This window comes from Pseudoalteromonas sp. ABV4_021, assembly GCF_056159365.1.
This window is the reverse complement of sequence record NZ_JBSWVB010000002.1, coordinates 95,253-114,769: the sequence shown is the minus strand read 5'-3', so window position 1 is coordinate 114,769 and position 19,517 is coordinate 95,253. Positions and strand designations below refer to the sequence as shown.

The following is a 19,517-nucleotide window of genomic DNA, read 5'->3' as shown; positions in this document are numbered from 1 at the left end:
CAGTCATAAATCACACATTCTTTTGATCTATTTCCGCAATTTGTCAATATTTTAGCCACTTAGACCTCTGTACTATGCAACTTGTTAAATATTTGTGTTAATGTTCGCGCGCTTTTTAACAAACGCTGCAATTTTAATACAAGGCTTCACTCATGAATAACAAGCTGTTTTTGTGTCTACTGTTATTCAGCTTTATGCTGTTTACTCCGACTTCAATGGCCGCCTCCACGGTCGGCTCTCCTCTTGATTTAACTGCGAGCACACTGGGCTACATCTGTATCGCGATTTTCGTTTTAGCATACGCATTTGTTATGCTTGAAGAAAAGTTACATATGCGCAAGTCCAAGCCGGTACTGGTTGCCGCAGGTTTAATTTGGATTTTAATTGGTAGTTATTATGTGAATAATGACTTGCCAGGGATCACTGAAGCAGCGTTTAGACACAACTTGCTAGAATTTGCCGAGTTAATGTTGTTCCTATTAGTTGCCATGACCTACATTAATGCGCTTGAAGAACGTCGAGTATTTGATGCATTGCGCGCGTGGATGATCCGTAAAGGCTTTAGTTATCCAGTGCTGTTTTGGTTAACTGGTTGGTTATCATTCTTTATCTCACCAATCGCAGACAACTTAACCACCGCACTACTCATGTGTGCTGTGGTAATGAAAGTGGCTGAAGGCGACAAGAAGTTTATTAATTTGTGCTGTATTAACATTGTTATTGCAGCTAATGCGGGTGGCGCATTTAGTCCATTTGGCGATATTACAACACTTATGGTGTGGCAAGCAGGCAAAGTCGAATTCCTTGAATTCTTTGCGTTATTCTTACCGTCGGTAGTAAATTATCTTGTACCAGCTGCGATTATGAGCTTCTTTGTTGAGCGTAAACAGCCAGCTGCTGCACAGGTAGATGTTGAACTAAAGCGCGGTGCAATCCGCATCTTATGCCTATTTTTACTTACCGTAACCACCGCTGTATTGTGTCATAGCCTACTTCACTTACCACCAGTACTTGGCATGATGATGGGTCTAGGTTATTTACAATTCTTTGGTTATTTCCTACGTATGACATTACCAGGCTCTCTTGCCCGTAAAAAAGCGCTTGCTGAAAGTAAAGGCGATGAAAGACGCTTAAAATCACTGGGTAGCGTAGTACCGTTTGATGTATTTGCTAAAGTATCACGCGCAGAGTGGGATACCTTATTGTTCTTTTATGGGATCGTAGTGTGTGTAGGCGGCCTTGGCTTCTTGGGCTATTTAACATTAATGTCTGAAGCGCTATACGGTGGCATGTCAGCAACCACGGCAAACGTATTACTGGGGATGATTTCTGCGGTTATCGATAACATTCCAGTGATGTTTGCGGTACTTGCCATGTCGCCTGAATTATCACATGGTCAGTGGTTATTAATTACGCTTACAGCAGGCGTTGGCGGTAGTTTGTTATCAATTGGTTCTGCGGCAGGTGTGGCATTAATGGGTCAAGCTCGTGGTTACTATACCTTCTTTGGTCATTTAAAATGGGTACCAGTGATTGCACTTGGTTATGCCGCAAGTATTTTGGTGCATTTATGGGTTAACTCTGAGTTATTTACCATTTACACCTAACACACATTAAGGGAAGCAAATGCTTCCCTTTTTATTAACACGCTAGCTTCTCACTAAACACACTTTCTAAAAACTGCAGTAATATTTTTATTTTTGGTAAGTTTATACGGTTTCTAGGATAAATCGCGTACATATCTGACGGCGTCAATTGCCAATTAGGTAATACCTTAACCAAACGCCCAGAGGTTACATCATCTTGACACATATAATTGGGTAAGGCGGTTATACCTAGCCCATCAATACACGCTTGCTTAATTACACTAAAGTCATCAACAACCAGTTTGGGCGAAAAACTAATTTCCTGTGACTGACGTTGGTTTAATAGTGTAATGCCCGACACGCTAATACTGCTGCTCATTACGAGCCAACTTAATGAGTCTAGAGATTTAATATCGGGTTTAGTTGCTAACGCGTTTAAGTATTTTGCACTTGCGTATAATCCTCGAGTAGCGCAGCCCAGCTTTTTAGCTATTAGGTTTGAATCATCAAGCTTGCCAATTCGAACTAACATATCAAATCCACCTTCAACTAAATCGACGCGTTGATTAGTTAAATTAAGTTGCAATGAAAGCTCGGGATATTGAGATAAAAATTCAGTGATCTTGGGCTTTAAAATCTCTTGACCAATCGACACAGATGCGCCAAGTTTTATTTCGCCTGAAACCATATTGAGTGCATTATCAACCACCGCATTGGCAAGCACAGCTTCTTCATAAATACGTTTGCAGTGCGCTATGTAGTGCTTGCCGGCTTCTGTTAATTTTTGCGAACGCGTCGTTCTTTCAAGTAAGGTAATACCTAGCGTTGACTCTAGTTTTGCTATTTTCCGACTGACGTTAGCTTTTGGCATTGCTAACCTTTGTGCTGCCGCAGTAAAGCTACCGCTTTCTACCACAGCAAGAAACACCATCATGTCATTTAAGTTATGCATTGATTTTTATTGTTGTTATAAATGAATTTATCTTAATCACAAATAGGTATTTTTAAAACAATAATTTCACTCTACTATGTATCTATCAAAGCAGAAAGTGAATAGGAAATACCATGCAAGTATTAACACGTAATGAATTACCACTTGGTGGTTTTGCTGGTTTAGTTGAGCACCGTTTTGTCACGGATAGTCGATTATTCGGATCACGTAAATCGCCGTTAACATTCGAAGGGTTGGGTCAATTTGTTTATTTGGCTGATGCCAAATTTAACCCATTTGGTGAAACCACAATGCACCCCCATAAAGAGATAGACGTCATCACTATCATGCTTGATGGGCAAGTTACCCACGAAGGTTCTTTAGAGCACGGTAAAAGTTTGCAAGCGGGTGATGCGCAAGTACAGCGCGCTGGTGGTGAAGGATTTTCACACAATGAAATAAACCCAAATTCGTCAACCAATCGCTTATTGCAATTATGGGCGTTGCCAGAAACATTCGGCGAACCCGCTGCGTATAAATACTATCAAACAAATAAACATGGGATTACCCATATTTACGGTGGTGATAAAAATCAAAACACTACGTTTGATAGTAAAACCCATATTTACATCGTTAAACTCGCCGCTGGCGAAATCTACCGTGTTGACACAGAAACAGTAGCATATGTGTATAAGGGTAACCTTGATGTTGAAACCACAGAGCGACAAATAATAGCAACTGATGGCACGCTAGTACGTACTAAACACGCGACCTTTAGCGCACAAACACCAAGTGAGTTTGTAGTAATTAGTCACGTTGGTTAATTAAAATGCCAATGCCAGTAGCGGCACATTTGACACAAACACAATTGCCGATGTAAGTGTTAACACTTTAATTTGCGTTGAAACCATTCTCATTGAAGGAAAAAGCAAGGTCGCTGCTACTGCCACAAACGGTAAACCAAATGTGGTACCAAGAATAAATGCAATTTGCTTGCTGGGAACATCAAATGCGCCATGGTTTATTGTGGCGTAATGGGCAAGATACGCATTTGCGATAATCAAAACCGTTAATAACGACACCATTACCCAATCGAGCTTACGTTGAAAGGTGGGGTTAACTAACGAGTGTGAAGTATTGGTTTGTGCTGACGTATTCATAAGTCATCCTTGATAAGTTAGGTAGCAACCGGCTTAATATTGCGCGACTCCATTTGCAATAGTTTAATATAAGCAAAGGGTGTACCCAATTTCAAGGAAATACGTTACTTAAAACGTAATGCGTTATTGTGTTTATAAGTACGCCGTGTTGTGTCGCTTTTGCATTAGCGCAACAAATCCTTATGCAACGCTAATGTTAAGCTGATTAACCTTTTTAAAACCGGGTTATTTAAAGATTTTATTCGCCCACTTCGTTAAACCAGCAGTTACACTACCAAAGTTGTCACCATTTAACATTGGGATATCACCCAAAGCCTGCTGTAATGCCTGTTTTAATAATGGCGATTGTGCACTACCGCCAGTTAGGTAAATCACATCTGGTCGGGTACCGGCTGCACAAATTGCGTCGTTCGCAAGATTTGCCATTTGCTTTAAACTGTCATTAATCGCATCGCTCAAATCATGATGTTCAATTAACTGCATTAGATCAGATTCAACAAACGAAAGATCTGCATGATGCGTGCTCTGTTCCGATAAACCAATCTTCGCCAACTCCCCTTGCCTAACGACTTGGTGAGATTGTTTATTCTCAAGCACTTTAATTAAACGCGAAAGTAAATTTGGCTGCTCTACATCACGTAATAAACGCGTTAATTCGCGATGATTTGTATCGCTATAAAACTCACTTTGCAAATGAATATCGTTGATTTTACACGCCTGCCAATAAAGTGGGTGTGGCATAGGTAAACCCGATTTCATTTGTGTTCTTAAACCAAATTGCGGCATCAATTTATGAAAACTCAGCGCAATATCTAAATCGTTTCCGCCGATACGTTTACCTGTATGCGAAAGAAAGTCGTTGCTGCGGTCATGGTTTTCGCGAAACGATGGACCCATTTGCACGAATGAGCAATCCGACGTACCACCGCCAATATCAACCACCAACACTTTAGTATTTTCAGTGAGAGACGTTTCAAAGTCGATGCCAGCAGCCAGAGGCTCATACAAGAATTCTACGTGTTTAAACCCTGCTCGCTGTGCTGCTTTGGTTAATATACTAATCGCTTGTTGATTGCTTTCTTCTCCGCCAACGGCTTGAAAGTTAACTGGGCGGCCAATTACGGTATGCGATAAACTATGTCGTAAATGCTTTTCAGCACGGATTTTGATTGCCATAATCATGGCTGTAGCAATGTCTTCAAAAAATGCAATTTGCTCTGGTTTTAATCCGGTTGCACCAAAGAATGATTTAGGCGATTTAACGTAAAAGCCTTCTTCAGGGAATTCTATATACTCATCGATGGCTTCTCGCCCAATGTAAATTCCACTTTCATTATTTGCTAAATCAAGATCGCTGCGAATTGCAGGAATACCAGCCAACAGTCCTTTTCGTTGACTAACGTACGCGTCAGCCAGTTCGCCCTTAGCTAATTTTTTAGCAACATAGTCAACAATTAAACTGTTGTGCTGTGCATATAAAGTTGATGGTAAATACGGTTTACCATTCTCTAGCGGTACAAGCTTAGGAACACCCTGCTCTAAAACACCCATAGCGCAATTTGAACTACCATAATCAAAACCAACAATCATCGCACACTCCTAAGCAAAAAAAGGTCGCGCAGATTAGCACAGAGCGTTAGCAAGTACCATGGTTTTAAAAATCGATTGTGTATCATCCAAAACAAAATCGCGCTAAAGCAGTAAAATAAGACGTTAATTTTTAATATGTGCTTATTTATTAATACATTTAAATAATGAACGTATCACTTAAAACGCGATTATACGGTAAATAACAAGTTGAAAATGCTTACTATACTATTAGTTAAGTTACTAAAAGAGTTGAGCTGCTTATCCTTACGCGATTATGGTTAAATATTTACTGCTTATAATTATCAGCGTTGCCTTCACATTGGCGCTAGTTGCAATGTCGTCGCTTTCAGCCACTTATTATTGGCTTGATTTAGTGACAAGTTTTATTCCACATCTGTTGATGCTGAGCTTTGGATTATCTTTGATACTTATTTTTATCAAGCCAAAATTAGCAACTAGTATCGCTGTTATTACATTCACCACTCTTTTAATTAATCTACCAATCACTCTTTCATTTAATTACTACAGCGACCCTAGCATTTCGGTTAGCCAACTAAACATTAATTATTACAATGCTGAGATTGAAGGCGTTTACAACATACTTGGCAATGAAGGTAGCGATATAACAGCACTATTTGAAGTGAACGATACCGACCGCGTGCGCTTTATCGCCCTGCGTGGAGATAGCTTTGATTATGGCTCTGCCGAAATTGAAGGGTTTCCAGATGGTATCGGTGTCATTACTAAATTCCCAATTTTGCAACGTATCACTCACTCAGTTTTTGAAAACAGCGTACGTGGTGTTATTGTCGAACTGCATTTAGCCATAAAACATGAAAAGTTACGTGTATTTGCGCTACACCCACCCTCGCCGCGTAATCAAAAATTGTGGCATAAACGCAATATGATGTTGTTGTACTTAACAAACCTATTAAACCAACCCCATGACATCAAGCACACATTAGTATTAGGAGATTTTAATACCGGACCGTTGTCACAACACTTTACGCGTGTTGAACGTTTCAACTCTTGCTATCAATTATCCGGGCACTATGCATCTTGGTCGCCTGTTAAATTACCGCAACCGTTATATTCGATTTTTGGACTTACGATTGACCACTGCTTATTAAGTGACTCACTATTACTCGATACATTAACCACCCAATATATCCCGGGTAGCGACCATGCCATGTTGAAATATAACATTGTATTACCAAAGCAATAAAAATACGTTGAGATATGGCAGACTATGCTAAACTCCGCGGCTATTTATTAAGTGAGAACACTATGAACCGCCGCAAAAAAATTTATGAAAAGCTGAAAAAGAAAGACAAGAAAGCAAATGAAAAGCTGAATAAAAATAATAAGCCAAAATACATCTCGAAAGCAGAGCGTGAAAAGCAGGCGCAATCAGCACCTGACAACGATCAGTCAGAAGACTAAAAAGTAAAAAAACGGTTTATGCTTGGCTTTATAAACAGCAGGCACATAAATTTATTTACCTAAGGATTATTACGTTAGGCGCGCCGAATATCGATACAAAGTAATCATACATTAAATAAGTATTTTGTCGGTTTATTTAGATTTAACTACGTTATATATTAATAATGAGAATAATAGTTAAATTATGCCAAACACTAAAAACATTTAATTGTTATATAATTGAATGTAAAACCGTTTTTAACCGAAAAGTAGGTTAATAAACACATAACGCATGGAGTGGGTACCAGTTTGTATCGAATAGCTATTTGTAATGTTTGTTTAATACTTTGCACGTTTTCGCTGTTTACAGCGGCAAGTGCAAAGCTCAATGTGGTTACCGAAGAGTGGCGACCATATAATTATACAAATGAGCACGGTGAAGTGGTTGGTCGCGCGACTGAGCGCGTCAAAGCTATTCTCGACAGTATTGATATTGAGTACCAAATTACGTCTTACCCTTGGGCGCGTTCTATGATTTTAACCGCTAACGACGAAAACACCCTTATTTATACCATTCTCAAAACAAAAGAGCGCGAGAACTTGTTTCAATGGGTTTGTCCGCTTATTGGTCCAGTTAAAGTTAATTTTTACAAGTTAGCGAAGCGCAAAGAAATAAATATAACCACACTTGAACACGCCAAGCGCTATGTTACATCCATCGAAAAGGGCGAATCTGATCATGAGTATTTACTGGCAAACGGATTCCAAAATGGCGTTAACCTCGATGTAACGAGCGATCCTTACGCAGGCGCACGAAAGTTTTTTGCAGGACGTGTCGACTTGGTATTACAAACGGAGTGGGAAATGTCAGAGAATCTGCGTCATTTTAATCATACAGAGTCCGAAATCGAAAAGCTGATTGAGGTAACCAAGGCCAGTGACGCCGAAGGATGCTTAGCGTTTAGTAATAAAACAGATAAAGCATTAGTAGAGAAAGTTAGAAATGCATTAAAAGCGTACAATCAAAAACACGGCTTATAATTGCAACTTACCGCAACAGCAATCCCCCTTCACGGCAATACACATTTGTTAACACTTATTGTGATGAGTTTATAGTAAAGCGCCTTTAAATTTGATAAGTATATCAATTATATAGAATGCCCATAAAGCATATTATTTTAACTTCAAAAGGGTTTGACCTTGCAATACGTTGAAATTTTCACACTCGTTATGTTTGCTGTGCTCTTTAGCATTGGGTACAAGAAAAATAACCGCAATATGATGTTAACTGCTTCATTATGTTTATTAATTGGTTTTGCTATCGAACCATTTGTAATCGGATTTGAGCAGGGCTTAGCACATGCGCGAAATTAAAAAATTAACAGTATCACAATAAAAGGACATTAAAATGAGACTTAAACTGACTCCCCTCTTAGTAATCAATCTGTTTTTTGTTACATACTCGATGAATGCAAGTGCAGAAGACTGCTCTGTAAAACTCAGCGCTAAAGAACAAACGCGTTGTTTAGAACGAAAAATTGTTAAATTAGAAAAAGTGATTGAAACATTAAGCAAACAATCAAGTTTGCTGCCAAAAAATACTATTGTTGAACTTGATGCGACACAATGCCCACTTGGTTGGACTAAATATCAATCACATCAAAATAACATAAACAATCGTTCTGTTGCGCCAACAACCATTAAATGCAAAAAATCCTAGCGCGTCCTAATTGGTGACTATGAAAGCATTTACTTATATCGCAATTTGTCTGTGCGTTGTGACTGCGCTTACTTTGATTTTATACGCAGATAACACAACGCCTGAAATAACAAGTACCTCACTTAAAACGCAGCATAGCAGCAAGCGCGATGAACATGAAACAATCACCGAACCTCAGCCTATTGTTAGCACCTTATCAACACAATCACAGCGCACAAATCAAGGCCATTTAATTGAAATAACCAAACCACAATGGCGTTTTGAAGATGGCATAAAGAGCCAGTTAAGCGCATTAAAGTTACGTGCAAAATCCGGGGACGCTGAAGCGAGTTATCTTCTTGCCCGTAATTTTCGTTACTGTTTATTCGCACCGTTAAATGAGCAAATGTTTGAAGAGAAGCTTGAGCAAGCCTACCAATTTACAGACAGCACCGTGGCAATTGAGCGAGTGCGAGAACAGTTTACCTATTGCCAGGGGCTTGAGCCAGAAAATTTAAACGCCTTTTACACCTACTTAGAAACTGCAGCAACTCAAGGGTTTGTGCCTGCGCAGGAAACATTAGGTCGCGTAAGCGAAAAACTTTACATGCAAACGCAAGGCTATGCGTCATTATCGCGCGATGACTATATTGCAACGCGCAATGCATTTACGACACAAAAACTAGCATTGTTAGAGCAAGCGGGTAAAAAAGGCAGTATTGATGCATTAATTCAATTGTCGAATCTGCATCATTCACAAAAAGCAGGGAAACTTGGTCATGTTAAGTCATTTGCTCTAAACCAATTGATCACCCAGTTTACCAACAATGACGAAATTTATAATCGCTTCTCTTGGTTCGTTAACAGACAGTACGATAAGCTCACTGCTGAAGAACATGATAAAGCGAGTGAACTGCTCGAGCAGTGGTCAACGGATATTTATAAAAACGGTTCGCTCTATCATTAGCGGTTTTTTTTAAGTCAAACTCTAAGCCATTAGATAGGTTAACGAAAACAATCCTTAAAAGTTGCTCGTTATTTAAAGATGTGTGACATCATCACACATCTTTATAACAAATTAAGTCGGACTACTTAGTGACTTTGCGTACTCTAAAGTTACGGCCTTTCATTTTGCCTTCGCTAATGGTTTTTACAGCCGCATTGGCAATTTTTCGTGTTACCGCGACATACGATGTCATCGCCGTTACTTTGATTTTACCAATGTGTTCACCGGTAATTGCACTGTTCGATGTAAGCGCCCCCAGAATATCGCCCGGACGAAGTTTTGCTTTTTTACCACCATCGATTTGCAGCGTAATATTTGGCGCGCGCTCAATCGCGTTTGCAAATACCTCATCGCCTGGCAAATCAGTTGGCGTGGCTTCAATCTTTAAATAGTCTTCTAACGCATTCACTTTATGAGATTCTTTATAACTCATAAGCGAACAGGCAATACCTTTATTACCCGCACGGCCTGTACGGCCAATGCGGTGAACATGCACCTCAGGGTCGTGAGCAATGTGGTAATTCACCACCATATCAACATGATCAACATCAATACCGCGGGCCGCAACATCGGTTGCAACCAAAATGGTTAAACTCTTGTTAGCAAAGCGCACTAAAGTGCGGTCGCGATCTTTTTGTTCTAAATCACCATGTAATGCAGCACTATCAAAGCCAAATTGGCTTAGGTCATCGCACACACTTTGACATTCATTTTTTGTATTACAAAACACCACCGCAGATTTTGGCTGAAACTTAAGTAATAGGCGATTAACCGCATCTAAACGTGCGTCATTATTTTCAACTTCATAAAAATATTGGCTAATTGAACTGTGATCATGTGTTGCCTCTACCACGATTTTTTCAGGATTAACCATTACATGCTGTGCTAACTGCTCAATTTTAGCCGGATAAGTCGCACTAAATAGTAAATTTTGTCTTGCTGTTGGTAGGTGTTCAATAATGCAATTAAGCGACTCTTCAAAGCCCATTTCAAGCATACGGTCAGCTTCATCAAGCACAAAGGTATTTACTTCGTCTAGGTTTAAACGCCCTTTTCGTAAATGTTCTTCAATACGACCTGGCGTACCTACAACGATGTGGGCGCCATGTTCGAGTGAGCCGATCTGCGGCCCCATCGGTGCGCCACCACATAACGCAAGCACTTTAATATTGTGAATAGTACGCGCGAGTTTTCTTATTTCTACCGCCACTTGATCGGCAAGTTCACGTGTTGGGCACACAACCACTGCTTGCACGCGAAAACGTTGCACATTTAAGTTATGCAACAAGCCAAGTGAAAACGCAGCCGTTTTACCCGAACCTGTTTTTCCCTGCCCAATCACATCTTTGCCCGCAAGAATAAGCGGCAAGGTTTGCGCCTGAATATCGGTCATTGTGGTATAACCTAAACTGGTTAAGTTCTCTAAAAGCGCGGACGATAACGCCGTAGTTGAAAAACAAGAAGTTAAAGACAAAGCTAACACTCAAATATTGCAAAAAGAGAAGTATATCACAGCATGCCATCACTGTTAGTCGCAAACTTTGCTTGCTATAGTGTCACAAACAATTAAATGAACTAATCACTTTGAAAAAAATCGCGCTCTTTGTAGATATTCAAAATATCTACTACACCACACGTCAAGCCTATCAACGCCAATTTAATTACCGCGAGTTATGGCAACAATTATCTAATCAAGGGGAGATTGCACTCGCCAATGCATACGCAATCGCGCGCCAAGACGACCAACAGCATAAATTTCAAAAAGCACTTAAGCACATTGGCTTTGACGTAAAACTCAAACCCTTTATCCAACGCGCTGATGGCTCTGCAAAAGGCGATTGGGATGTGGGTATTACAATTGATGTGTTGGAGCATGCGGCTAATGTTGATGTGGTGTGTTTACTCTCTGGTGATGGGGATTTTGATTTATTACTGCAAAAAGTCGCATCTAAACATGGTATTGAAACTTGGGTATATGGCGTTGAAAAACTCACCGCGCAATCACTCATTTACAGTGCCAGTCGTTTTCAACCCATTACTAATGGGTTATTACTTTAAGTTGGGTAGTAATGCCTAGAAAATTATCCCTGAGACAATATGTAAAACGAAGAAATGGTGTACCGCTTGGTGCATCAGGCTCGCTTACAAACATACTTAAGAATGCCCTTGGTACTAACAACTTTTCGCAGTTTTGGCTTTATTGGAACCCAATTTGGGGCTATTACTTAGCCACGAAAATTCAAAAACCATTAACACAGTTTTTGCCGCACTCTCTCGCGCTAATTTTAACATTTAGTATCAGTGGACTAGTTCACGATCTAGCGGTAAGCGTAATCAAACAAGAAATGTTTTTTGTTTGCACACCTTGGTTTTTTGTAATGAGTTTAGCCGTTATAGCATCGCATAAATTGAGTATGGATGTGAGCAAATTTCCTTTCATTATCCGAGCATTTATACATTCATCTACAGTTATTATTTGCTATTGGGTAAGTTATTTTGGTTTGCAATTAATGTAACAAAACAATTCTAACTCTTTATTTTCCTTGGCAATAAAATAGTTAGTCGCTAGATTAGGTATTAACCAAATCAACAGGAACTAAAATGCGCTTAATTATTATTTGCTTATTATCATTTTTAACAATACCTAAGGTGCTTGCAGACACAAAACAAATTGACCTTACAGCATTCGCCACAGACTACTACAATGCAATGGTTGCAACTCAAGCACCAAACGCAACGTCAAAAGAGTTAGAAAATTACTTAGCCTTTTTAACAGATGATATAGGTCATACACATTTACCTTATGTAACCGATGATGCGAGACTGCCCGATGGCAAAGAAGCGATGCGTAAAGGCATGACGTTTTATCTAGGTGCACATACAGAATACAATTCAAAACTACTGAATGTATTTGCTTTTAATAACTCGGCTGTGGCAATTCGCTACACCTCAAGTGCCAAAGGCATTCACCCGCAAAATAAGCAGCCTCTTGCATATTCTAATGTGATGATGGAAGTACTCGAAATCGAAGATGGCAAAGTTGCGGTTATTCGCAAATACCACGAATAACGGTTCGCATCAGAGCAGTAATATGAATACTTAAATGATTCGTTAGATAATAAAAAAGCGCGGTAAGTAGAACTTACCGCGCTTTTTCGTTAAATCGGTTTATTAAACCACTTTAACTGGTACTGCTTTCTCAGAACCAAACTTAGTCGTTAGTTCTTCTTCAAGCGGTGTAAACGCTGTTAGGTCAATGCCTTCAACTGCTGCTGAGTATTCAGCCATAGTTGGGAAACGACCAAGAATAGTTGAAAGTACTACTAATGGTGTTGAACCAAGTAGCGATTCACCTTTCTTCTCTGATGTATCAGCTACAACACGGCCTTGGAAAAGACGTGTTGATGTTGCGATTACAGTGTCACCTGGTTCTGCTTTTTCTTGGTTACCCATACATAGGTTACAGCCTGGGCGTTCTAGGTATAGGATGTTTTCGTACTTAGTACGTGCAGCTGTTTTCGGATTTGCATCGTCAAACTCAAAACCTGCGTACTTAGCAAGTACTTCCCAATCACCTTCTGCTTTAAGCTCATCAACAATGTTGTATGTTGGTGGCGCAACAACTAGTGGCGCTTTAAATTCGATTGAACCGTTTTGCTTTTCTAGGTTACGTAGCATTTGCGCGATGATCTGCATGTCACCTTTGTGAACCATACACGAACCAACGAAACCAAGGTCAACTGGTTTGCCATCGTAGAAAGAAACTGGACGAATAACATCGTGCGTGTAACGCTTAGACACGTCATCGTTGTTTACGTCTGGGTCAGCGATCATTGGCTCAACGATTTCGTCAAGGTTAACCACAACTTCTGCGTAGTACTTAGCGTTATCATCAGGTGCAAGTGCTGGTTGCTCACCAGACTTAATACCTGCTATACGCTCGTCAGCTAAGTCGATAAGACCTTGAAGCGTCTTCGCTTCGTTTTCCATACCCTTGTTGATCATGATCTGGATACGGCTCTTAGCAAGTTCAATTGACTTGATAAGTGTTTCGTCGTTTGAAATACAGATTGACGCTTTCGCTTTCATTTCTGCAGTCCAGTCAGTAAACGTGAACGCTTGGTCAGCCATTAGCGTACCAATGTGAACTTCGATAATACGACCTTGGAACACGTTCTCACCGCCAAATTGCTTAAGCATTTGTGCTTGCGTTGCGTGTACCACGTCACGGAAGTCCATGTGCTTAGCCATTTTGCCTTTAAACGTTACTTTAACTGAATCAGGAATTGGCATTGCCGATTCACCTGTTGCTAAAGCAAGTGCTACAGTGCCTGAGTCGGCACCGAATGCTACACCTTTAGACATACGCGTGTGTGAGTCACCACCGATGATGATTGCACGGTCGTCCACTGTAATATCGTTTAATACTTTGTGGATTACGTCAGTCATTGAGTGGTAAATGCCTTTAGGATCACGTGCAGTGATAAGGCCAAACTTGTTCATGAACGCCATTAGTTTAGGAATGTTTGCTTGCGCTTTTGCATCCCAAACTGATGCTGTGTGACAACCAGACTGATAAGCACCATCTACAAGTGGTGAAATCGTTGAAGCAGCCATAGCTTCAAGTTCCTGACATGTCATAGGACCAGTAGTATCTTGCGAACCTACGATGTTAACTTTAACACGTACGTTTGAACCAGCGTGAAGTGGCGTTTCAGATTGAACACCTACCGCATTACGGTTAAAGATTTTCTCAACAGCAGTAAGACCTTGGCCTTCGTGTGAGATTTCTTTTGAAGGTGCGTAAACTGCTGGCGCATCAACACCTAACGTTTCAGCGGCTAACGTTTGTAGTTTCTTACCGAATACAACCGCGTAAGAACCACCTGCGCGCATAAATTCTACTTTCTGTGGAGTGAATGCAGATGACACATCTACAAGCTCTTTGTCACCGTTGTATAGTTTCTTCGCTTGTGTATCAATCGTTAACACAGTACCCGTTGCAACTGAGTAAGCTTCTTCTAGTACTGGGTCGCCATTTTCATCAGTCACTGTTTTACCGTCAGCGTCTACTTTCTTAACCCAGTTTTTAAGGTCAAGACCGATACCACCAGTTACATCAACCGTAGTAAGGAAGATAGGCGCAATACCGTTTGTACCCGCAACTACAGGTGCAATATTAATAAATGGAACGTATGGGCTCGCTTGCTCACCTGCCCAAAGTGCTACGTTGTTCACACCAGACATGCGTGAAGAACCAACACCCATAGTACCTTTTTCTGCGATAAGCATTACTTTCGCGTTAGGGTGCTTTTCTTTAAGCGCAACGATTTCTTGTTGTGCTTCAGGTGTAATCATACATTGGCCGTGAAGTTCACGGTCAGCACGCGAGTGCGCTTGGTTACCTGGAGAAAGTAAGTCAGTTGAGATATCACCTTCACCTGCAATGTAAGTTACAACTTCAATCTTCTCTGGAATGTTAGGAAGTTTTGTGAAGAATTCAGCATTTGCATAACTTTCTAAGATTTCTTTAGCAACTGCGTTGCCTGCTTTGAACGCATCTTGTAAACGCGTTGTATCTGCATCGTATAGGAATACTTGTGTTTTAAGTACATCAGCAGCTTGTTTTGCAACTGCTTCATCATTACCTAGTGCAAGATCAAGTAATACTGCGATTGAAGGACCACCTTTCATGTGTGAAAGTAGTTCAAACGCAAAATCAGCTGAAATTTCAGCAACACCTTCTTCACCAAGAATGATTTCTTTTAAGAATTGCGCTTTAACGCCTGCCGCTGGTGTAGTACCAGGAAGCGTGTTGTAGATGAAGAATTTTAATGAATCTTCACGGTGCTCATTTGTTGTATCTTTAATTTGAGCGATGATTTCAGATAGTAGCTCTGCACTATCAATTGGCTTTGGGCTTAAACCAAGGTCTTTTTTACGAACCTCAATTTCTTCCATGTATTCTGTGTACAAACTCATAAAAAACTCTCGACGTGTTTTTGAAAAGATATGAACTAAGTATTTTACATGATTTTTGTTCACTCACTAAACTGTCGAGTCTAAAAAACATGAAAAACTCAGTAAATTAATACTAATTGATAACCTTACTGGTCATAATCGTGAAGTCGTCAATAACTCATTGATAATAGTTATTATTACCAAACAAAAACCTAACCACTTTGCAACCAATTAAAGCACGTTAATGGGATTACGCAATAGTCCGTTTTATCTGTCGGCTTCACTTTAGATATTCATTTTCTGGCATTATAACACGAGGATATTACAAGCAGGATTTAGCCAAATAATACCCATTATAAATGAAAATTATAGTAGGAAGAAAAAACATAATTTAGGTTAATATTTAAACGCTTCAGAGCGTTAAATAGTGTTTTACCACCAGATCCGTTCGATATTGATATCTTTCATGGTTCTACTACCGAGTAATATTTGGTGTTTATTTGTTATGTCCATACTGTGAATATTAAAATCGAGCTTACTGACATCGGCTTCTTTATCACCTGCTTTAAAGCGATAAACCGTTTTAATTCGGTCGGTTGCGTAAAAGTAATCATCTACAGAGTTAAATCGCATATTTAAATCGACAATAACATTGTCAGGCAATGAAACTAATTCTTTAGTGTCTAGATTAACTAAGCCTTTATCAGTTGCGGCATAAGGCACACCGTTATTACTGTTAAACAGTGACAATGAGTTTACTGATAATATGGTTTGCTGTTCCTCTGTTATAAAATCATAACGCTTTACCCGTGCTTCATCGCCTTTTTCTACATATAACAAAGTATTACTGTTTTCGCCCCATATAATCGACAATAGTTCTTTACGTGCTAAAAAATCAACGCTGCGTAATTTACCCGAATCTACATTTAAAATTTCAATGCGGTTATTGCGCTGAAACAACAAATGCTTGCTATTGGGACTTAACTTCAACTTTGATAATTCGGTTGCTTTATCTTCAAAATGGGTTAATTGCTTAACGCCTAATTTGTTTCCATGCCATACCTGCGGTATGCCACTTCGTTTAGAAATAAAATAAGACTGTTGGCGTTCATTATCATACTGAATAAAGTATGAGTGATGGTTTGATTCATAAATATTGTACGCATCCTGCCCTCGACTAAAGTCATCAACTTGTTTAAAGCCATAATGCTGAGTGTTTCCCGTTGTGTAATAGAGATCTGTCTTATCTTTGTGACTTATATAGTAAGGCCGCACAAAATCAGGTAGCGACAGGCGTTCAATAATATTTGATGAGTTGATATCGATCGTTACAATTTCATCGTAATCAATAAATCGTAACGTTTTTATGTCGACCCAATCTAATGCAAATGAATACGTTGCTGACTTATTTTGATATAGCCTTTTTGACTCTAGTGTATCTAATGAGTGCAAAAACACTTGCACGAGCTTATTTTTCTCAAAAATTAAATAGGCTAACCACTTTCCGTCTTGTGACAGCTTTGGCATCGCTGGGCCAAACAAATCAGGACGCGCCGGGACCAATGCGTGTGATGTCTTGGTTTCTGTATCGTACTTTAACAAGGCTTTTGTTTTTAGGTCGTTATTACTCGATGTGTAATACAAATACCGCCCTTGTTTATCAAGCGCTGCGTAGCCATCTGTTTGGTAATTACAATCTGATAGATGCGTAAAATCCGAACGTACTGTAAAGCCCGATACATCTGCCAACAGAAACTCGCATTTACCCAAGCTGATATCTACTGCCTGCACAATTAAACTGTGCTGCTGATTTTGCCACGCTAATGCAGAAATCATCATTGTTGGGTGAACCAGCATAATTTCTTGCTTATCCGCCATCCGTCTAATATGCACTTTTCGCTCTTTTGTATCTGGATAAGAGCGAGTGTAAGCCATGAACGCTTTATCAAAACTAAATAACGGAAGCATTTCAGCACCGTTATCGTTTGTTACAAGCTCAGTAGTAAAATCTACCTTCGCTACATAATCACTATTGTGCTCTGGCCAAAAATACCAACAAAGTTGCCCAACAACCAACAATAATACACCAATAATAAGCAACGTATTTGGACGGGCGCTCGTTTGTTTTGATTGACCTTTTTCCACAATCTCAGTGTTTTGGCTTTCAATTACTTTTGGCTGGAGTTGTAAGCTGTACCCTTTACGATAATGGGTTTTGATTAGCGGCGCTTCAAGCTCAGAATGCTGGAGTTGTTTTCTCAATTCAGACATTGCACGATTTATCGCATTGTCGTCAACAAATGATTGCTGCCAAACGTTATCAACCAACATTTGGCGAGAAATAATTTGCTTTGGATGTGCAATAAAATACCGCAATAACTTAACAAGAAGTGGGTCTAATTCAGTTTTAATATCACCATTTGAAAGCAAACATAAATCGCTATCAAAAAGCCAAGGTCCTAACTGATAAATCACGTTGGTCGCAGTTAACAAAAAATAAACGCGATATTAGCATAACTCACTTTATTTTCTATAGGTAATATTATTTATTTAAAAAATAACCAGATAAGGATTCGTATAAAACATTGAATTTTATGTATAATTTTAAGTTAAACCTTATATTTCACAATATAATAGTTTGATAAGAGACAAAAATTAATTTAATCGGCATCATGGCCCAACAAACGTAATTTATGTAAAGCGGAATCAACCAATGTCACTTATTGCACTTATTTTTGCAGCACAATTAGCAATGCCTGAGCTTAATAACAATGAAGTGTTACAAGCTTCAAATTCAAACCAGTACACACAAACAAAAAAGACGAATACGCAACAAGTAAAAAAGAAGCAAGTTGAAAAGAAAAAAGACACTGGTAGCCTTTTTTCAGTGTCTTTTAAGATTAGGTTTTAGCCTATAGTTTTTGAATAGTTATTCAGCCAAGTGCATGCCGCTTTACATGTTCAACTTCGCTTGAGTATATTTAACCATTTCAAAGAATATTAAGGCGGTCAACATTAACCGCCAGTATAACTAATTACTGTTCACCATATTGGTCGTTTCCAACCGTCTCTTTTGGATTTGAACCCGACTCTTGAATATCTTCAATAATATCATCCAATGCAACATTCATCGCTTCCATTTCAGCTTTAAGGTTATCGGCAAATTTCTCATCATTTTCCTTACTTTGCTGTGCAAGTGCTTCTTGTCTTAATGCATCGACATCAACGATTTTTTCCTCACCAACAGCTTCGCCAATAGCATCTTCAATATTAGTGGCTTTCGCGGCAATATTTTGATCTTCAGCCATTGCAGCAGCTTGTTGTTCAAAGCCTGTATTAATTTGCCCTTCGAAGTCGTATGCAGCTTGCGCTTGTTCGGCAATATTTTGGTCAACAGCCATTTGTCTGTTAGCTGGTGAGTCACTTTGATTGACAACATCATCAATATAGCCAGCCGTAGCGCCAAGATTAATGTTATCTGGTATGCCTTCAATGCTACCTTCTCGGATAAGTTGCGGGCCATTTGCTACAACATTAACATCTGCATCTTCACCGCTTTGGTTCATCATGGCTTCTATATTTGCCTGAATTTGACTTGGCACATCATCCATTACCATCATGTTATTAACCGGAGCTCCAGGTCCCATACCGGCACCCGGTTGGTCATTCTGATTAACAATAATAGAAACTCCCGCCTCAATATTGATATGGGTATCAATGGACAGACCATTATTGTCACTTGAAATCATACTTTTAATACTATTTAAGATTGAAGTTGCTTTATCGCTAATTGCTTCGCCAAAAGCCTCTAGTTTGTTAGATGCGTCATCGCACAACTGGGCTATATCTTCTTTCACATTATTTAGCATCGCAACAATCGAGTTTTTAATCTGGGTGCAGGCGTTACTAAACTTGTCTTGCCAGCTCAAAGATACAGGGTCATTTGATACTTGTTGCACATCACGGTGACCTAATTCAGCACTGTTTATCTTAGAGTTTGCATCATTATTACTATTAACTTGTGATGGGTTAATCACACTTGTTTGTGAAGCGGATTGAGCTCCGCCTAGACCAAGATCTGACATATATTCGTTCCTAATAAGTAACTTACTTAGTATTGTTTTCCTAAATTAAGATTTATTATGATGGGTAATACACAATG

Annotated in this window: 17 protein-coding genes; 10 read left to right on the top strand and 7 right to left on the bottom strand. The window is 39.4% G+C overall.

The features are described 5' to 3' along the window. Positions 1–194 precede the first annotated feature (194 nt). The gene (gene nhaD / locus ACXAFE_RS14850) at positions 195–1,607 is read left to right on the top strand and encodes a sodium:proton antiporter NhaD (protein ID WP_475157743.1); all 1,413 of its coding nucleotides are present in this window, start codon (positions 195–197) and stop codon (positions 1,605–1,607) included. Positions 1,608–1,641: 34 nt separating this feature from the next. Here nhaD and ACXAFE_RS14845 read toward each other — a convergent pair whose 3' ends face one another. Next, positions 1,642–2,538 carry a LysR family transcriptional regulator gene (locus tag ACXAFE_RS14845; protein WP_475153890.1) on the bottom strand — a complete coding sequence of 299 codons (897 nt, stop codon included), beginning with the start codon at positions 2,536–2,538 and terminating at the stop codon, positions 1,642–1,644. 113 nt (positions 2,539–2,651) lie between these two features. Here ACXAFE_RS14845 and ACXAFE_RS14840 point away from each other — a divergent pair, with 113 nt between their 5' ends. Continuing rightward, on the top strand, positions 2,652–3,341 hold the full coding sequence (locus ACXAFE_RS14840; RefSeq protein WP_475153888.1) for a pirin family protein: 690 nt from the start codon (positions 2,652–2,654) through the stop codon (positions 3,339–3,341). Here ACXAFE_RS14840 and ACXAFE_RS14835 read toward each other — a convergent pair whose 3' ends face one another. Both ACXAFE_RS14835 and yegD read right to left on the bottom strand, forming a co-directional pair. Further along, on the bottom strand, positions 3,342–3,677 hold the full coding sequence (locus tag ACXAFE_RS14835; RefSeq protein WP_475153882.1) for a hypothetical protein: 336 nt from the start codon (positions 3,675–3,677) through the stop codon (positions 3,342–3,344). A gap of 225 nt (positions 3,678–3,902) precedes the next feature. Next, entirely contained in the window at positions 3,903–5,267 is a 1,365-nt protein-coding gene (gene yegD, locus ACXAFE_RS14830; RefSeq protein WP_475153877.1) for a molecular chaperone, read from the bottom strand. 334 nt (positions 5,268–5,601) lie between these two features. Here yegD and ACXAFE_RS14825 point away from each other — a divergent pair, with 334 nt between their 5' ends. The 5 genes from ACXAFE_RS14825 to ACXAFE_RS14805 all read left to right on the top strand — a co-directional run bounded on the left by ACXAFE_RS14825 (position 5,602) and on the right by ACXAFE_RS14805 (position 9,355). Continuing rightward, the gene (locus tag ACXAFE_RS14825) at positions 5,602–6,492 is read left to right on the top strand and encodes an endonuclease/exonuclease/phosphatase family protein (RefSeq protein ID WP_475153873.1); all 891 of its coding nucleotides are present in this window, start codon (positions 5,602–5,604) and stop codon (positions 6,490–6,492) included. A gap of 62 nt (positions 6,493–6,554) precedes the next feature. Then, positions 6,555–6,710 carry a DUF2986 domain-containing protein gene (locus ACXAFE_RS14820; protein ID WP_475153871.1) on the top strand — a complete coding sequence of 52 codons (156 nt, stop codon included), beginning with the start codon at positions 6,555–6,557 and terminating at the stop codon, positions 6,708–6,710. A gap of 288 nt (positions 6,711–6,998) precedes the next feature. Continuing rightward, the gene (locus ACXAFE_RS14815) at positions 6,999–7,730 is read left to right on the top strand and encodes a substrate-binding periplasmic protein (protein ID WP_475153869.1); all 732 of its coding nucleotides are present in this window, start codon (positions 6,999–7,001) and stop codon (positions 7,728–7,730) included. Between the two features lie 367 nt (positions 7,731–8,097). After that, on the top strand, positions 8,098–8,409 hold the full coding sequence (locus ACXAFE_RS14810) for a hypothetical protein (protein WP_475153863.1): 312 nt from the start codon (positions 8,098–8,100) through the stop codon (positions 8,407–8,409). A 19-nt stretch (positions 8,410–8,428) separates the two neighbouring features. Continuing rightward, a complete protein-coding gene (locus tag ACXAFE_RS14805) occupies positions 8,429–9,355 on the top strand; it encodes a hypothetical protein (RefSeq protein ID WP_475153861.1) in 927 nt (308 codons plus the stop codon). A gap of 121 nt (positions 9,356–9,476) precedes the next feature. Here the strand turns inward: ACXAFE_RS14805 and dbpA are convergent, their stop codons facing one another. Then, complete coding sequence (gene dbpA / locus ACXAFE_RS14800) at positions 9,477–10,877, bottom strand: ATP-dependent RNA helicase DbpA (RefSeq protein WP_475153856.1); 1,401 nt, start codon at positions 10,875–10,877, stop codon at positions 9,477–9,479. Between the two features lie 101 nt (positions 10,878–10,978). Between dbpA and ACXAFE_RS14795 the strand changes: the two genes are divergently transcribed. Both ACXAFE_RS14795 and ACXAFE_RS14790 read left to right on the top strand, forming a co-directional pair. Next, positions 10,979–11,452 (top strand): NYN domain-containing protein, encoded by a 474-nt coding sequence (locus ACXAFE_RS14795; protein ID WP_475153854.1) that lies wholly within the window; start codon positions 10,979–10,981, stop codon positions 11,450–11,452. A gap of 543 nt (positions 11,453–11,995) precedes the next feature. Continuing rightward, entirely contained in the window at positions 11,996–12,463 is a 468-nt protein-coding gene (locus ACXAFE_RS14790) for a nuclear transport factor 2-like protein (RefSeq protein ID WP_475153851.1), read from the top strand. A 102-nt stretch (positions 12,464–12,565) separates the two neighbouring features. On the opposite strand, the gene ACXAFE_RS14785 is transcribed toward ACXAFE_RS14790, so the two are convergent. Continuing rightward, the gene (locus tag ACXAFE_RS14785) at positions 12,566–15,376 is read right to left on the bottom strand and encodes a bifunctional aconitate hydratase 2/2-methylisocitrate dehydratase (RefSeq protein ID WP_475153847.1); all 2,811 of its coding nucleotides are present in this window, start codon (positions 15,374–15,376) and stop codon (positions 12,566–12,568) included. 411 nt (positions 15,377–15,787) lie between these two features. Next, positions 15,788–17,830 (bottom strand): winged helix-turn-helix domain-containing protein, encoded by a 2,043-nt coding sequence (locus ACXAFE_RS14780; RefSeq protein ID WP_475153845.1) that lies wholly within the window; start codon positions 17,828–17,830, stop codon positions 15,788–15,790. 238 nt (positions 17,831–18,068) lie between these two features. On the opposite strand from ACXAFE_RS14780, the gene ACXAFE_RS14775 reads away from it, so the two are divergent. Continuing rightward, complete coding sequence (locus ACXAFE_RS14775; protein WP_475153842.1) at positions 18,069–18,266, top strand: hypothetical protein; 198 nt, start codon at positions 18,069–18,071, stop codon at positions 18,264–18,266. Between the two features lie 124 nt (positions 18,267–18,390). Here the strand turns inward: ACXAFE_RS14775 and ACXAFE_RS14770 are convergent, their stop codons facing one another. Continuing rightward, the gene (locus tag ACXAFE_RS14770; RefSeq protein ID WP_475153840.1) at positions 18,391–19,440 is read right to left on the bottom strand and encodes a hypothetical protein; all 1,050 of its coding nucleotides are present in this window, start codon (positions 19,438–19,440) and stop codon (positions 18,391–18,393) included. Positions 19,441–19,517: the final 77 nt, after the last annotated feature.

Excerpts from the sequence above, each read along its gene's own strand:
- ACXAFE_RS14840 (WP_475153888.1), top strand. The coding sequence starts at position 2,652 with ATGCAAGTATTAACACGTAATGAATTACCACTTGGTGGTTTTGCTGGT.
- ACXAFE_RS14790 (WP_475153851.1), top strand. The coding sequence starts at position 11,996 with ATGCGCTTAATTATTATTTGCTTATTATCATTTTTAACAATACCTAAG.
- ACXAFE_RS14775 (WP_475153842.1), top strand. The coding sequence starts at position 18,069 with ATGTCACTTATTGCACTTATTTTTGCAGCACAATTAGCAATGCCTGAG.
- ACXAFE_RS14770 (WP_475153840.1), bottom strand. The coding sequence starts at position 19,440 with ATGTCAGATCTTGGTCTAGGCGGAGCTCAATCCGCTTCACAAACAAGT.
- ACXAFE_RS14825 (WP_475153873.1), top strand. The coding sequence starts at position 5,602 with ATGTCGTCGCTTTCAGCCACTTATTATTGGCTTGATTTAGTGACAAGT.
- ACXAFE_RS14805 (WP_475153861.1), top strand. The coding sequence starts at position 8,429 with ATGAAAGCATTTACTTATATCGCAATTTGTCTGTGCGTTGTGACTGCG.
- ACXAFE_RS14785 (WP_475153847.1), bottom strand. The coding sequence starts at position 15,376 with ATGAGTTTGTACACAGAATACATGGAAGAAATTGAGGTTCGTAAAAAA.
- yegD (WP_475153877.1), bottom strand. The coding sequence starts at position 5,267 with ATGATTGTTGGTTTTGATTATGGTAGTTCAAATTGCGCTATGGGTGTT.
- ACXAFE_RS14845 (WP_475153890.1), bottom strand. The coding sequence starts at position 2,538 with ATGCATAACTTAAATGACATGATGGTGTTTCTTGCTGTGGTAGAAAGC.
- ACXAFE_RS14820 (WP_475153871.1), top strand. The coding sequence starts at position 6,555 with ATGAACCGCCGCAAAAAAATTTATGAAAAGCTGAAAAAGAAAGACAAG.
- ACXAFE_RS14810 (WP_475153863.1), top strand. The coding sequence starts at position 8,098 with ATGAGACTTAAACTGACTCCCCTCTTAGTAATCAATCTGTTTTTTGTT.
- nhaD (WP_475157743.1), top strand. The coding sequence starts at position 195 with ATGCTGTTTACTCCGACTTCAATGGCCGCCTCCACGGTCGGCTCTCCT.
- ACXAFE_RS14835 (WP_475153882.1), bottom strand. The coding sequence starts at position 3,677 with ATGAATACGTCAGCACAAACCAATACTTCACACTCGTTAGTTAACCCC.